The sequence below is a fragment of the Chryseobacterium oryctis genome, from assembly GCF_025971925.1.
GTDB classification, from domain to species: domain Bacteria; phylum Bacteroidota; class Bacteroidia; order Flavobacteriales; family Weeksellaceae; genus Chryseobacterium; species Chryseobacterium oryctis.
Genome location: NZ_JAPDHV010000012.1, coordinates 1 through 15,620 on the forward strand (window position 1 = coordinate 1; position 15,620 = coordinate 15,620).

Below are 15,620 nucleotides of genomic sequence, written 5' to 3' on the forward strand. Positions count from 1 at the left end.
GACTGCGGAATGCTAGACTACGGTTGGAGACAATATATGCCTGACTTAGGTCGTTGGAACGGAATTGACCAATTAGCAGAAAAATATGACTCTACTTCTCCATTTGCTTATGTGGTAAATAACCCAATCTCACTGATAGACCCAGACGGAAGATGGATTGATGATGCAGGAAATATTACAGATACCTCAGGACAAACATTCTATTTTACAGAAAGAGGAATGAGCCGAATGGAAAATTTTGTAGGACAAAATAGAAATGAAGGCGGTGGAGGTGGGGGAAGTATCGCTGGCGGAATTTATTCGATATATGGCGGTGATGGAGTAAAAATGACGGGAATCTACGCCCAAATGTTATTTCAGTTTTTTAAGGATAATATTTCAGCTACAGGCGTTTTAAATATTAAAGGCTTTCACTTTGTAATGGAATCGAGAACCCCAAACATTTTTAGGCATACTTTAGCTTCTTTTATGAAAGGATATCCCCAAATTTTACATTATGATGCTGATAAAGACCGTCAAAGTGATAGAAGAAAAGAAGCTTTAAAAGGAAAAGAAACTATGAGATTGAAAGGCGTTACGTCTTTAGATGAATATCCATATGCATCAACATTTGAAGGAGGGAAAAATGCAAACATCGCAGCAGTTCCTATCCTTGAACAATCCTATCAAGGAGCAGATCTTAGATGGAATGTATATGCAAAGTTAAAATCAGGTGATGCATTTATGGTAATTCCCGTTCCTACAGATCAAGAACCGGAAACAGCCAAACAGCGTTCTTTATCACGTTTGCCACAATCTATGCCGGAACTTTCCCCTATAAGTACGCCTAATTTTTCACGCCCAACCGTTCCTTACAATATGTGGCCTGCGGTTCTTGGAGCTGGAGTTATAATCGGAGTTGGTATGTATATGCGTTTTGTTCCTATTCCTTAAATACTTATATAAATGAAAAAAATTATTGCATTAACTATTTTGAGTATATTTATATCGTGCTCACTTAATAAAAAAACTATAATGAAAAAACAATATTTTAAATTTTCCACTCAATACCGTCAATTTTATATAGAAGATAAAGATGATAATGAGAAAGGGAATGCCGGTTTACCAGATTTTTGGAGTGAAGAAGCTTTTAATAGCAGATTAGCAATGGTAAATGGTGTTATTGGTGTTGGAACTGAAAGTTATGGTAATATTAAAGGAGAAATTGAAGTATTGGAAAAGCCAAATACAAATATAGATTATACAAAATATGATCATGTCGTTGAAGGAGGAATCAACATTTCTTCCGGAGAATTACAAATTAAGGATTGTCCTAATGCTAATTTAGAATTATCTTTAAAAATTGATCCCGGAAAATATAGAGTACGGATTTATTCTTCCAATTTAGATAGCGTTAAGGATTATGATTTACCTAATGATACGGATGATGATTATTACCGTATCGAATTATGGAAAAGTGATGATATGGAACGTAGGGTTTTAAAACAATACGAATATAAATAACAATAAATACCAAAGCCACCTAATCGGTGGCTTTGTTTTACATTATAGATTGTAATTTAGTTTGTTTAAGGAAAGCATCAAGTAGGGCGAAGACGTGTTGTCTGTCGCTCTCTTTTAGTTTTTGGATATCAATAATTTTAGAGACAATATTTTTTTCCAAAAGAATATCTGTAGAACCTACGAGATAATCCAAAGAAACCTCTAAAACTTCCGCCAGTTGTGTAGCCATTTCAATAGAAGGTTTTACTTCCTCACGTTCGTATCTTCCGATGACAGCACCGTGAACACCTACGAGTTTGCCCACTTCGTCCTGCGACATCTTTTTATTTTTTCTTACTTCTGTAAGACGCTTACCAAAGGTTATAGACTTCATAAATGTATTAAAAACAACAGTTAGTAAAGGTTTCAAACAAATATACATAACATATTTGTAGTAACAAAAACATATAAAGTTTGGTTGATTGAAATAGATATGTTACATTTGCTACAAATATGTAGTGAAAAACTTTTTTCAAAAATTTTTTATTTATGAAAATTTCCACCATTAAAGAACGCTTGCCATTATCTGAAATCTTAGATCATTACGGTCTGAAACCTAAAAACAATATGCTAAAATGCTATTGGCATGACGATAAAACGGCAAGCCTTCAGGTGAATCTGGAAAAGAATTTTTATAAATGTCATGCGTGCGGAAAAACAGGGGATGCCATACAGTTTATAGAAGATTATGAAAAGATATCGAAACATGAAGCGATTAATAAAGCGAAAGGTTTTCTACTTAACAGTGAAGCACAAAGTCAATATAGTGTAGACAGAGGTACCGCGAAGACCGGGCAGACAAATCCTTCAGGGGAAAAGTCTGTCCTTTTTCTAAAAGACAATCAGAACAATATAGATGTTGCGGGAGGTACTGCGAAATGGCAAGCTGAATTCTTAGGAAAGATGCTTGCCTATTTTAAAAATGCTTTAAATTCTTCCAAACCCGCAAGAGATTATTTAGAAAAAAGAGGATTGGATAACGCTGTTTTGGAAATCGGCTACAACTCAGGACAGTTCCATCACGGGGAAAGAAAAACGGAAGAATTATTAAAGAGATCTTTAGAAGCAGGTTTATTATTGGATAAAGGATTTATTAATAACAGAACCAAAGAAAAAGCCTATTATGTTTTTGCCAATAAATGTTTGATCTTTCCTTTAAGAAATAAAGAAAATGAAATCGTAAGCATTTATGGGAGAAGTATTTTAGATAATGATAAAGGAAAACATTTTTATTTAAAAAACCGCTGCGGAATTTATCCAAATTATCCGAATCCTGAAACCAAAAAACTAATCCTTACAGAAGCAATTATAGATTGTGCAAGTTTATTGCAGATAAAAAAAATAAAAGATAATTACAGTTTGTTAAGCTGTTTTGGAGCGAATGGGCTGAATGAGGAGATTTTAGAAATTATAAAAAGTCTGAAAGATTTGGAAGAAATTATCTTTTGTTTTGATCAGGATAAAGCAGGAAAAGAAGCCGTAGAAAAATATTCTAAGCATTTAAAAGAGCATCTGCCTTCTAAGCAGATATCTACAGTAGAACTTCCGTGTAAAGATGTTAATGAAACGCTGCAACTTCATAATGAAGATATTTTTACAGAATTATTAGACAACCGGACTTTTATTTTTTCAGATGAAGTCGAGAGCCTCGACACGCAATTGAATGACAAACACGCTGTCATTCTGACGAAGGAAGAATCTCTAAAAACTAATAACGATCAGCCAAAAACAGTTACAGACTTTTTAAGCCAAAAAGATCTTCTGAAGAATTTAAACCAGCTTATAGAGAAAGCTGGAATTATCGGAGAAGAAAATAGCAGATTATTATTGTTTTTAATTACAATCAGCTATTTAAATAAAAATCCTTTACACGGAATTGTTCAGGGAAGCTCCGGAAGCGGAAAAACACATATTATCAGCAGAATTGCGGACATGATGCCACAGGAAGACGTGCTGAGATTTACAAGAATTACAGAAAGCAGTTTGTATAATTGGGGTGAATTTGATCTGTTCCAAAAGATCATTATCATTGAAGATCTGGACGGATTAAAAGAAGATGCTTTGTATGCACTAAGAGAATTTATCTCGAACCAGGTATTAAGAAGTTCAGTAACTATTAAGGATAAAAAAGGAAATAATAAATCTTCTCATAAAATAGTAAAAGGACAGTTCAGCAGTTTAAGTGCAACGACCAAAGGTGAAACGTATGAAGATAATATGAACCGCAGTTTTATTGTTGCAGTCAATGAAAGTGACGAACAGACGGAGAAAATAATATCCTACCAAAACCGCAGGAATGCCGGAGAAATCGATAGAAACGAGCAGGAAAAGGCAATTAATTTTATACAGAAAATTGTCAGAAATCTAAAGCATTATGAAGTGATCAATCCATATGCTACACAAATACAACTCCCAAATAATGTAAAGAATAAGAGACGTTTAAATGAAATGTTCCAAGCGATTATTAAGCAAATTACGATAGTTTATCAATATCAACGAGAAATAAAAAACGGTTTTTTAGTTACAGAAATTGAAGACATAGAAAACGCAGTTGAGATTTTGTTTGAGAGTATTATCCTAAAAATTGATGAATTAGACGGAAGTTTAAGACAGTTTTTTGAGAAGCTGAAAAAGTCTTTTAAAGAAGAGCAGTTCAGCAGGTTCGATGCAATGGAAGTTACAGGATTTAAAAAGACACAGTTACAGTTTTATCTGAATGATTTGGTAAGATTGGAATATCTGAAACAGATCGGTTTTGCCAATAAAGGATTTAAGTATAAAATATCTTATAATGATAATATCCAAAGAGTTAGAAAAGATTTAAAAGAAGCTTTTACAAAACAGCTGGAAGAATTAAAGAAGAACAAAAAATAATTACCTGTGAACACTACCGAACACTAAACGGAAACAAAACGAACGCTAAAATACAGGTATGACCCGATAAATAAAGGAAAATTGGTTAGCGTTCGGAAAAATCCAAAATATTACAAAAGCAAAAGCATCATAGATGGCAGCACTCCATACAAAAGTTTATGAGCAGGAAGTTTTAAACTACAAAATCCATTTAGAAATTTTAGGCTACAGCCCTGAAACAATAAAAGAAAAACGCCTCTATTTAAAAGCATTCTTCAGATATTTAGAAGAAAATAAAATCTTTACTTTAGAAGAAATACAGACCAGAAATATTGCAGAATATTACAAAACCTTACAACAAAAAATAAACATTACCACCGGAGAATTAATCACCTCAGAAAGCGTACAGGGAAGAATGAGGATTATCCAAAAATACTTCAGCTATTTAATTGAAACCGGAACACTCAAAAAAGATCCTGCATCAGCATTTATTTTTTCAGCTGAAACCCAAAGAAGAGAGAGAATTATTTTTACCCAGGAACAAATCAGAGAGCTTTACGAAGTAACCGAAAATATACAGGAAAGAACTATTTTAAATCTTGCGTACGGATGCGGACTGAGAGTCGGAGAACTGGTAAGAATTAACAAAGAAGATATCAATCTGAAGGAAAATTTAGTCATCGTAGAACATGGAAAAAATAATAAAAGGAGAATTATTCCAATCACTGAAAAATTAAAAGAAGAATTGCAGGAATTTATTACACAAAGTAAAATATACAATCCACAAAGCACAGAAAACTCATTATTTTTAAACATAGAAAATCGAAGAATGCAATCTGATAGTTTTGTGAGGATTTTAAAAAAATTACTTCTGGAGACAGAATTTGGAAAGAAATTTACAATACAACAATTGCGAAAGATTGGAATACATACACTCCGCCACTCCATTGCAACACACCTTTTAGAAAACGGAATGAAGCTTGAGCAGATACAGTATTTTTTAGGACACGACCATATTGAAACCACAGAAATCTACACCCACATCCATACAGATCAATTGAAAAATATAAGCATGTAAAAGAATGAAAATCGAAGAATATTTACAGGAAAAATACAGCAAAAAGTCTTATAAAACCCATGTATATATGATCCAAAAATATTTAAATTACATGGGGCGAAAAGCAAAAACAGCGCAGTATAAAGATATTTTACACTTCATTGCACACCTTCGGAAGAATGAAAACTACACTCCGGAATCTGTTAAACGTTATTTATCAGAGGTAAAAATTTATTATAATTATTTATTGGAAACAGGGCAAAGAAATGACCATCCCTGTAGAGAACTTTATTTAAAAGACAAAATCAACAGACAAATAAAAGTAGATCTTTTATACAGCGAAGAAACTTTAGAAAACTACCTAAAAAAAACGAGAGAAGATCCTGACGGGCAACTGAAAAAAAGAAACGAAGTCATTGTAAGTTTATTGGTCTATCAAGCCCTAACAGTCGCTGAAATCTGTAATCTGAATACCGAAGATATCAATCTGGAAAAAGCAGAAATTTACATCAAATCTGAACACAGGAAAAAAGCAAGAACACTGGAATTAAAAGCCAGTCAGATCCTATTATTTTACAATTATCTTAAAGAAGATTATCCCCAATTAACTAAATATTTAAAAGCAGGAAAACCTGAAAAACTAATTACAGGGAGGCTAAAGGAAGAAGTAAAACCGAAGGCTTTAAACCGAATTATTAATGAAAATAGAAAAACTGAAGAAAAACTGAAACCTATAAAAATACGTCAAAGTGTTATTGCAAACCTTCTAAGAAAAGAGAATGATACAAGAATAGTTCAGGTTTTTGCAGGGCACAACAGAGCTTCAACAACCATTCAGTACAAACAAACCAAATTGGAAATCCTGAAAAACGCCGTCAATACTTTTCATCCGATAAAGTGAGAATCAAGTAAAAAGGAAAAAGAGCCAAGAAACTCCGACGCCTGCATTTTGAATATATATCCCGCCCGCCAACGCTGAAAAAGACATTTTCACGGGCACTTGCCCGAACTTCCCTGAGCTGAATTGCCACAGCAAATTACATAATCAAAATTATACGCACATCCAACGCAAAAACGTTGTTCTCCACTCCGCCATCCTGAGCGAAGTCGAAGGGCTTCGCTACGCACAAAATCCCTCAGTGCCTATAATTTGAGATTATGCAAAATGCTTTCCTACGCTTCGTGGAAACCACTCCGCTTCCATCGCTTCCCAACCGCTTCCCCGAATCTTTCCCGGAGCTGAAAAAAGACTTTTCCGCCCTCGCTTCAACCGCCCTGAATAAGGAAAAATGCGCCAACGCTCTTTACGTCTTTGATTGAAATGACACGGTGGATTAGCAATAAAAATATTAAAATGTGGATAAAGCCGAAGCTGAAACCAATAACTATTTTACCCACATTTTAACATTTTACAACACCGCCGACAAGAAATATTTGTCATAAAAAAGAATGTGGATTTATGGAAAAAAGACAACGCTGAATCCAAAGCTACTTTTTCCCACAAGTCCACATTTACAGCGACAATCATTTTTTCAACTTTTTAATATTACTGTACAATCCTATTAGAGAATTTAGCAATCCTATTAAGCTTATAATCTAATCAAAATTATCCATATTTATTATATTTTAAATTTTGTCTCAAAGCTATTTAGGTGCGTCAAAAAAAAGTGTGACACATGAAATTCCCTGTATCCATCAATACTTTTTTCAATTGAAATAAAAAATGGGGAAAACCCCATTTTTTTCTTCAGTTGAAATCCCTATTTTTGGAACCGCTGAACAGAGAAGCGTTCAAAAAGTAAAGTTCACGCGAAGAAAAATGAAGTCCTCGCGCGAGGAAAAAGTTGAGCAGGCGTTGTAGTTGGTGGGGGAAGTATCGCTGGCGGAATTTATTCGATATATGGCGGTGATGGAGTAAAAATGACGGGAATCTACGCCCAAATGTTATTTCAGTTTTTTAAGGATAATATTTCAGCTACAGGCGTTTTAAATATTAAAGGCTTTCACTTTGTAATGGAATCGAGAACCCCAAACATTTTTAGGCATACTTTAGCTTCTTTTATGAAAGGATATCCCCAAATTTTACATTATGATGCTGATAAAGACCGTCAAAGTGATAGAAGAAAAGAAGCTTTAAAAGGAAAAGAAACTATGAGATTGAAAGGCGTTACGTCTTTAGATGAATATCCATATGCATCAACATTTGAAGGAGGGAAAAATGCAAACATCGCAGCAGTTCCTATCCTTGAACAATCCTATCAAGGAGCAGATCTTAGATGGAATGTATATGCAAAGTTAAAATCAGGTGATGCATTTATGGTAATTCCCGTTCCTACAGATCAAGAACCGGAAACAGCCAAACAGCGTTCTTTATCACGTTTGCCACAATCTATGCCGGAACTTTCCCCTATAAGTACGCCTAATTTTTCACGCCCAACCGTTCCTTACAATATGTGGCCTGCGGTTCTTGGAGCTGGAGTTATAATCGGAGTTGGTATGTATATGCGTTTTGTTCCTATTCCTTAAATACTTATATAAATGAAAAAAATTATTGCATTAACTATTTTGAGTATATTTATATCGTGCTCACTTAATAAAAAAACTATAATGAAAAAACAATATTTTAAATTTTCCACTCAATACCGTCAATTTTATATAGAAGATAAAGATGATAATGAGAAAGGGAATGCCGGTTTACCAGATTTTTGGAGTGAAGAAGCTTTTAATAGCAGATTAGCAATGGTAAATGGTGTTATTGGTGTTGGAACTGAAAGTTATGGTAATATTAAAGGAGAAATTGAAGTATTGGAAAAGCCAAATACAAATATAGATTATACAAAATATGATCATGTCGTTGAAGGAGGAATCAACATTTCTTCCGGAGAATTACAAATTAAGGATTGTCCTAATGCTAATTTAGAATTATCTTTAAAAATTGATCCCGGAAAATATAGAGTACGGATTTATTCTTCCAATTTAGATAGCGTTAAGGATTATGATTTACCTAATGATACGGATGATGATTATTACCGTATCGAATTATGGAAAAGTGATGATATGGAACGTAGGGTTTTAAAACAATACGAATATAAATAACAATAAATACCAAAGCCACCTAATCGGTGGCTTTGTTTTACATTATAGATTGTAATTTAGTTTGTTTAAGGAAAGCATCAAGTAGGGCGAAGACGTGTTGTCTGTCGCTCTCTTTTAGTTTTTGGATATCAATAATTTTAGAGACAATATTTTTTTCCAAAAGAATATCTGTAGAACCTACGAGATAATCCAAAGAAACCTCTAAAACTTCCGCCAGTTGTGTAGCCATTTCAATAGAAGGTTTTACTTCCTCACGTTCGTATCTTCCGATGACAGCACCGTGAACACCTACGAGTTTGCCCACTTCGTCCTGCGACATCTTTTTATTTTTTCTTACTTCTGTAAGACGCTTACCAAAGGTTATAGACTTCATAAATGTATTAAAAACAACAGTTAGTAAAGGTTTCAAACAAATATACATAACATATTTGTAGTAACAAAAACATATAAAGTTTGGTTGATTGAAATAGATATGTTACATTTGCTACAAATATGTAGTGAAAAACTTTTTTCAAAAATTTTTTATTTATGAAAATTTCCACCATTAAAGAACGCTTGCCATTATCTGAAATCTTAGATCATTACGGTCTGAAACCTAAAAACAATATGCTAAAATGCTATTGGCATGACGATAAAACGGCAAGCCTTCAGGTGAATCTGGAAAAGAATTTTTATAAATGTCATGCGTGCGGAAAAACAGGGGATGCCATACAGTTTATAGAAGATTATGAAAAGATATCGAAACATGAAGCGATTAATAAAGCGAAAGGTTTTCTACTTAACAGTGAAGCACAAAGTCAATATAGTGTAGACAGAGGTACCGCGAAGACCGGGCAGACAAATCCTTCAGGGGAAAAGTCTGTCCTTTTTCTAAAAGACAATCAGAACAATATAGATGTTGCGGGAGGTACTGCGAAATGGCAAGCTGAATTCTTAGGAAAGATGCTTGCCTATTTTAAAAATGCTTTAAATTCTTCCAAACCCGCAAGAGATTATTTAGAAAAAAGAGGATTGGATAACGCTGTTTTGGAAATCGGCTACAACTCAGGACAGTTCCATCACGGGGAAAGAAAAACGGAAGAATTATTAAAGAGATCTTTAGAAGCAGGTTTATTATTGGATAAAGGATTTATTAATAACAGAACCAAAGAAAAAGCCTATTATGTTTTTGCCAATAAATGTTTGATCTTTCCTTTAAGAAATAAAGAAAATGAAATCGTAAGCATTTATGGGAGAAGTATTTTAGATAATGATAAAGGAAAACATTTTTATTTAAAAAACCGCTGCGGAATTTATCCAAATTATCCGAATCCTGAAACCAAAAAACTAATCCTTACAGAAGCAATTATAGATTGTGCAAGTTTATTGCAGATAAAAAAAATAAAAGATAATTACAGTTTGTTAAGCTGTTTTGGAGCGAATGGGCTGAATGAGGAGATTTTAGAAATTATAAAAAGTCTGAAAGATTTGGAAGAAATTATCTTTTGTTTTGATCAGGATAAAGCAGGAAAAGAAGCCGTAGAAAAATATTCTAAGCATTTAAAAGAGCATCTGCCTTCTAAGCAGATATCTACAGTAGAACTTCCGTGTAAAGATGTTAATGAAACGCTGCAACTTCATAATGAAGATATTTTTACAGAATTATTAGACAACCGGACTTTTATTTTTTCAGATGAAGTCGAGAGCCTCGACACGCAATTGAATGACAAACACGCTGTCATTCTGACGAAGGAAGAATCTCTAAAAACTAATAACGATCAGCCAAAAACAGTTACAGACTTTTTAAGCCAAAAAGATCTTCTGAAGAATTTAAACCAGCTTATAGAGAAAGCTGGAATTATCGGAGAAGAAAATAGCAGATTATTATTGTTTTTAATTACAATCAGCTATTTAAATAAAAATCCTTTACACGGAATTGTTCAGGGAAGCTCCGGAAGCGGAAAAACACATATTATCAGCAGAATTGCGGACATGATGCCACAGGAAGACGTGCTGAGATTTACAAGAATTACAGAAAGCAGTTTGTATAATTGGGGTGAATTTGATCTGTTCCAAAAGATCATTATCATTGAAGATCTGGACGGATTAAAAGAAGATGCTTTGTATGCACTAAGAGAATTTATCTCGAACCAGGTATTAAGAAGTTCAGTAACTATTAAGGATAAAAAAGGAAATAATAAATCTTCTCATAAAATAGTAAAAGGACAGTTCAGCAGTTTAAGTGCAACGACCAAAGGTGAAACGTATGAAGATAATATGAACCGCAGTTTTATTGTTGCAGTCAATGAAAGTGACGAACAGACGGAGAAAATAATATCCTACCAAAACCGCAGGAATGCCGGAGAAATCGATAGAAACGAGCAGGAAAAGGCAATTAATTTTATACAGAAAATTGTCAGAAATCTAAAGCATTATGAAGTGATCAATCCATATGCTACACAAATACAACTCCCAAATAATGTAAAGAATAAGAGACGTTTAAATGAAATGTTCCAAGCGATTATTAAGCAAATTACGATAGTTTATCAATATCAACGAGAAATAAAAAACGGTTTTTTAGTTACAGAAATTGAAGACATAGAAAACGCAGTTGAGATTTTGTTTGAGAGTATTATCCTAAAAATTGATGAATTAGACGGAAGTTTAAGACAGTTTTTTGAGAAGCTGAAAAAGTCTTTTAAAGAAGAGCAGTTCAGCAGGTTCGATGCAATGGAAGTTACAGGATTTAAAAAGACACAGTTACAGTTTTATCTGAATGATTTGGTAAGATTGGAATATCTGAAACAGATCGGTTTTGCCAATAAAGGATTTAAGTATAAAATATCTTATAATGATAATATCCAAAGAGTTAGAAAAGATTTAAAAGAAGCTTTTACAAAACAGCTGGAAGAATTAAAGAAGAACAAAAAATAATTACCTGTGAACACTACCGAACACTAAACGGAAACAAAACGAACGCTAAAATACAGGTATGACCCGATAAATAAAGGAAAATTGGTTAGCGTTCGGAAAAATCCAAAATATTACAAAAGCAAAAGCATCATAGATGGCAGCACTCCATACAAAAGTTTATGAGCAGGAAGTTTTAAACTACAAAATCCATTTAGAAATTTTAGGCTACAGCCCTGAAACAATAAAAGAAAAACGCCTCTATTTAAAAGCATTCTTCAGATATTTAGAAGAAAATAAAATCTTTACTTTAGAAGAAATACAGACCAGAAATATTGCAGAATATTACAAAACCTTACAACAAAAAATAAACATTACCACCGGAGAATTAATCACCTCAGAAAGCGTACAGGGAAGAATGAGGATTATCCAAAAATACTTCAGCTATTTAATTGAAACCGGAACACTCAAAAAAGATCCTGCATCAGCATTTATTTTTTCAGCTGAAACCCAAAGAAGAGAGAGAATTATTTTTACCCAGGAACAAATCAGAGAGCTTTACGAAGTAACCGAAAATATACAGGAAAGAACTATTTTAAATCTTGCGTACGGATGCGGACTGAGAGTCGGAGAACTGGTAAGAATTAACAAAGAAGATATCAATCTGAAGGAAAATTTAGTCATCGTAGAACATGGAAAAAATAATAAAAGGAGAATTATTCCAATCACTGAAAAATTAAAAGAAGAATTGCAGGAATTTATTACACAAAGTAAAATATACAATCCACAAAGCACAGAAAACTCATTATTTTTAAACATAGAAAATCGAAGAATGCAATCTGATAGTTTTGTGAGGATTTTAAAAAAATTACTTCTGGAGACAGAATTTGGAAAGAAATTTACAATACAACAATTGCGAAAGATTGGAATACATACACTCCGCCACTCCATTGCAACACACCTTTTAGAAAACGGAATGAAGCTTGAGCAGATACAGTATTTTTTAGGACACGACCATATTGAAACCACAGAAATCTACACCCACATCCATACAGATCAATTGAAAAATATAAGCATGTAAAAGAATGAAAATCGAAGAATATTTACAGGAAAAATACAGCAAAAAGTCTTATAAAACCCATGTATATATGATCCAAAAATATTTAAATTACATGGGGCGAAAAGCAAAAACAGCGCAGTATAAAGATATTTTACACTTCATTGCACACCTTCGGAAGAATGAAAACTACACTCCGGAATCTGTTAAACGTTATTTATCAGAGGTAAAAATTTATTATAATTATTTATTGGAAACAGGGCAAAGAAATGACCATCCCTGTAGAGAACTTTATTTAAAAGACAAAATCAACAGACAAATAAAAGTAGATCTTTTATACAGCGAAGAAACTTTAGAAAACTACCTAAAAAAAACGAGAGAAGATCCTGACGGGCAACTGAAAAAAAGAAACGAAGTCATTGTAAGTTTATTGGTCTATCAAGCCCTAACAGTCGCTGAAATCTGTAATCTGAATACCGAAGATATCAATCTGGAAAAAGCAGAAATTTACATCAAATCTGAACACAGGAAAAAAGCAAGAACACTGGAATTAAAAGCCAGTCAGATCCTATTATTTTACAATTATCTTAAAGAAGATTATCCCCAATTAACTAAATATTTAAAAGCAGGAAAACCTGAAAAACTAATTACAGGGAGGCTAAAGGAAGAAGTAAAACCGAAGGCTTTAAACCGAATTATTAATGAAAATAGAAAAACTGAAGAAAAACTGAAACCTATAAAAATACGTCAAAGTGTTATTGCAAACCTTCTAAGAAAAGAGAATGATACAAGAATAGTTCAGGTTTTTGCAGGGCACAACAGAGCTTCAACAACCATTCAGTACAAACAAACCAAATTGGAAATCCTGAAAAACGCCGTCAATACTTTTCATCCGATAAAGTGAGAATCAAGTAAAAAGGAAAAAGAGCCAAGAAACTCCGACGCCTGCATTTTGAATATATATCCCGCCCGCCAACGCTGAAAAAGACATTTTCACGGGCACTTGCCCGAACTTCCCTGAGCTGAATTGCCACAGCAAATTACATAATCAAAATTATACGCACATCCAACGCAAAAACGTTGTTCTCCACTCCGCCATCCTGAGCGAAGTCGAAGGGCTTCGCTACGCACAAAATCCCTCAGTGCCTATAATTTGAGATTATGCAAAATGCTTTCCTACGCTTCGTGGAAACCACTCCGCTTCCATCGCTTCCCAACCGCTTCCCCGAATCTTTCCCGGAGCTGAAAAAAGACTTTTCCGCCCTCGCTTCAACCGCCCTGAATAAGGAAAAATGCGCCAACGCTCTTTACGTCTTTGATTGAAATGACACGGTGGATTAGCAATAAAAATATTAAAATGTGGATAAAGCCGAAGCTGAAACCAATAACTATTTTACCCACATTTTAACATTTTACAACACCGCCGACAAGAAATATTTGTCATAAAAAAGAATGTGGATTTATGGAAAAAAGACAACGCTGAATCCAAAGCTACTTTTTCCCACAAGTCCACATTTACAGCGACAATCATTTTTTCAACTTTTTAATATTACTGTACAATCCTATTAGAGAATTTAGCAATCCTATTAAGCTTATAATCTAATCAAAATTATCCATATTTATTATATTTTAAATTTTGTCTCAAAGCTATTTAGGTGCGTCAAAAAAAAGTGTGACACATGAAATTCCCTGTATCCATCAATACTTTTTTCAATTGAAATAAAAAATGGGGAAAACCCCATTTTTTTCTTCAGTTGAAATCCCTATTTTTGGAACCGCTGAACAGAGAAGCGTTCAAAAAGTAAAGTTCACGCGAAGAAAAATGAAGTCCTCGCGCGAGGAAAAAGTTGAGCAGGCGTTGTAGTTGGTGGAAGTAGTGACCCTACTCCTAAAAATAGCACAGGAATCAGATTAGGACAAATTCTTACAAACTTTTTTAGTAAGCTTTTTGGAGGAAAGAAAAGTACGACTTCTGGACATCTTGTAACGGCAACTATAATAAATTTTGCATTAATTCCTGAAGGAGTTGCAACAGCTGAAGCCACTTTAACTTTGGAAGAAGCTATGGCTACAGCAGGTGTACTTAGTAAAGGACTTTGGGCATTACCTTTAATGTTAAATGGAGATAGCTCTCATACAGAAGGTTATAATATTCCGCTTACAGGAGCTACTGATGTGCCCCTTACAACGACGGCTGACAAACCTGAGCAAATGATTACTTTGTATAGAGGTGTTTCTTCAAAAGCCAAAGGTTCTATGTACTTTGAAGCAATGCAGGGAATTGCAATACCTGGAGGGTTTAGACAAGTTGCTACAACTTGGGGACCTCATAGAGATATGGAATTACACTCTGGAGGAGATAATCTTAGCATTTGGACTAGTTGGACTAGTGATATAAATGTTGCAAGAGATTTTGCTACAGGTAAGGCATTTTACACAAATGGAATCCCTGGAATTATTATGTCTAAAGCATTTACCACGGGGCAAGCTATTCCAAATCCTTTTACATTAGGTGAATCTGAATGGCTTGTACCTGGGGTTACATATGGAGCTAAAGTTCAATATGTTTTACCAAGATCAAAATAAAGTAATCTATATGTTAACATCAGAAGACATTTTTAAATTAATTAAAAAAGAAAGAAATTTCTTAGGTAATATTGACCAGTATAAAATTAAAATCAGCAACAGTGATAACTTTGATAGAGATAACTTAATAGGAATATATAAAATTAGACAATATACCGCTACAAGAAATGGCAATGATAGTTTATCACAAGAAATAGGTAGTTTAATACTAAGTTTGGAAAATTATTCTAATAGTAAATTGAGGTTTGTAAGTATATTAGGGGAAAAATATTATGGTATGTTTTTTCTGAGTGAAAATTGGGATGAAGTTATTGGATACTTAGAGCGTGAAATTGATGAAAACGAATTTACAAGTATGAATTCAATTGATTGATTTAGAAGGGCTCCCCGCTTTACAAAGTCTCCCGACTTTGAGCGGATAACAATAAAAAACCACTGCTCTCGCAGTGGTTTTTTTTGTTTTTATAATGCAGCAATATTTTTAAGTTTGGCGGCTTTAATAAAAGCATCGATAGTTGCAAAAATATGAGCTTTGGTATC

At 33.7% G+C, this 15,620-nt stretch carries 15 protein-coding genes; 12 read left to right on the forward strand and 3 right to left on the reverse strand.

Going from position 1 to position 15,620, the window contains the following annotated elements; genetic code table 11:
- Together OH806_RS16400 and OH806_RS16405 are read left to right on the forward strand one after the other, a co-directional pair.
- A partial coding sequence (locus tag OH806_RS16400; RefSeq protein ID WP_264744766.1) for a NucA/NucB deoxyribonuclease domain-containing protein occupies positions 1–933 on the forward strand: 933 nt, incomplete at its 5' end.
- An 81-nt stretch (positions 934–1,014) separates the two neighbouring features.
- Positions 1,015–1,503 (forward strand): hypothetical protein, encoded by a 489-nt coding sequence (locus OH806_RS16405; RefSeq protein ID WP_264744767.1) that lies wholly within the window; start codon positions 1,015–1,017, stop codon positions 1,501–1,503.
- A 37-nt stretch (positions 1,504–1,540) separates the two neighbouring features.
- Here the strand turns inward: OH806_RS16405 and OH806_RS16410 are convergent, their stop codons facing one another.
- The gene (locus OH806_RS16410; protein WP_264744768.1) at positions 1,541–1,876 is read right to left on the reverse strand and encodes a helix-turn-helix domain-containing protein; all 336 of its coding nucleotides are present in this window, start codon (positions 1,874–1,876) and stop codon (positions 1,541–1,543) included.
- 155 nt (positions 1,877–2,031) lie between these two features.
- Between OH806_RS16410 and OH806_RS16415 the strand changes: the two genes are divergently transcribed.
- The 5 genes from OH806_RS16415 (at position 2,032) to OH806_RS16435 (ending at position 8,548) form a co-directional block, all read left to right on the forward strand.
- A complete protein-coding gene (locus tag OH806_RS16415; RefSeq protein ID WP_264744769.1) occupies positions 2,032–4,416 on the forward strand; it encodes a CHC2 zinc finger domain-containing protein in 2,385 nt (794 codons plus the stop codon).
- 133 nt (positions 4,417–4,549) lie between these two features.
- Entirely contained in the window at positions 4,550–5,473 is a 924-nt protein-coding gene (locus OH806_RS16420; protein WP_264744770.1) for a tyrosine-type recombinase/integrase, read from the forward strand.
- Between the two features lie 4 nt (positions 5,474–5,477).
- On the forward strand, positions 5,478–6,353 hold the full coding sequence (locus OH806_RS16425) for a tyrosine-type recombinase/integrase (protein WP_264744771.1): 876 nt from the start codon (positions 5,478–5,480) through the stop codon (positions 6,351–6,353).
- A gap of 1,019 nt (positions 6,354–7,372) precedes the next feature.
- Entirely contained in the window at positions 7,373–7,978 is a 606-nt protein-coding gene (locus OH806_RS16430) for a NucA/NucB deoxyribonuclease domain-containing protein (RefSeq protein WP_264744772.1), read from the forward strand.
- An 81-nt stretch (positions 7,979–8,059) separates the two neighbouring features.
- The gene (locus OH806_RS16435) at positions 8,060–8,548 is read left to right on the forward strand and encodes a hypothetical protein (protein ID WP_264744767.1); all 489 of its coding nucleotides are present in this window, start codon (positions 8,060–8,062) and stop codon (positions 8,546–8,548) included.
- 37 nt (positions 8,549–8,585) lie between these two features.
- Here OH806_RS16435 and OH806_RS16440 read toward each other — a convergent pair whose 3' ends face one another.
- Entirely contained in the window at positions 8,586–8,921 is a 336-nt protein-coding gene (locus tag OH806_RS16440) for a helix-turn-helix domain-containing protein (protein ID WP_264744768.1), read from the reverse strand.
- A gap of 155 nt (positions 8,922–9,076) precedes the next feature.
- Here OH806_RS16440 and OH806_RS16445 point away from each other — a divergent pair, with 155 nt between their 5' ends.
- From OH806_RS16445 to OH806_RS16455, 3 genes are all read left to right on the forward strand, one after another.
- Positions 9,077–11,461: a CHC2 zinc finger domain-containing protein gene (locus tag OH806_RS16445; RefSeq protein ID WP_264744769.1), complete on the forward strand. Its 2,385-nt coding sequence runs from the start codon at positions 9,077–9,079 to the stop codon at positions 11,459–11,461.
- Between the two features lie 133 nt (positions 11,462–11,594).
- Complete coding sequence (locus tag OH806_RS16450; RefSeq protein WP_264744770.1) at positions 11,595–12,518, forward strand: tyrosine-type recombinase/integrase; 924 nt, start codon at positions 11,595–11,597, stop codon at positions 12,516–12,518.
- Between the two features lie 4 nt (positions 12,519–12,522).
- Positions 12,523–13,398, forward strand: a complete 876-nt coding sequence (locus tag OH806_RS16455) for a tyrosine-type recombinase/integrase (protein ID WP_264744771.1) — start codon at positions 12,523–12,525, stop codon at positions 13,396–13,398.
- Positions 13,399–14,302: 904 nt separating this feature from the next.
- Here OH806_RS16455 and OH806_RS16460 read toward each other — a convergent pair.
- Complete coding sequence (locus OH806_RS16460) at positions 14,303–14,539, reverse strand: hypothetical protein (protein WP_264744773.1); 237 nt, start codon at positions 14,537–14,539, stop codon at positions 14,303–14,305.
- Between the two features lie 19 nt (positions 14,540–14,558).
- Here OH806_RS16460 and OH806_RS16465 point away from each other — a divergent pair, with 19 nt between their 5' ends.
- Together OH806_RS16465 and OH806_RS16470 are read left to right on the forward strand one after the other, a co-directional pair.
- Entirely contained in the window at positions 14,559–15,080 is a 522-nt protein-coding gene (locus OH806_RS16465; protein ID WP_264744774.1) for a hypothetical protein, read from the forward strand.
- Positions 15,081–15,090: 10 nt separating this feature from the next.
- Positions 15,091–15,453, forward strand: coding sequence for an enoyl-CoA hydratase (locus tag OH806_RS16470; RefSeq protein WP_264744775.1), 363 nt, complete (start codon positions 15,091–15,093; stop codon positions 15,451–15,453).
- Positions 15,454–15,620: the final 167 nt, after the last annotated feature.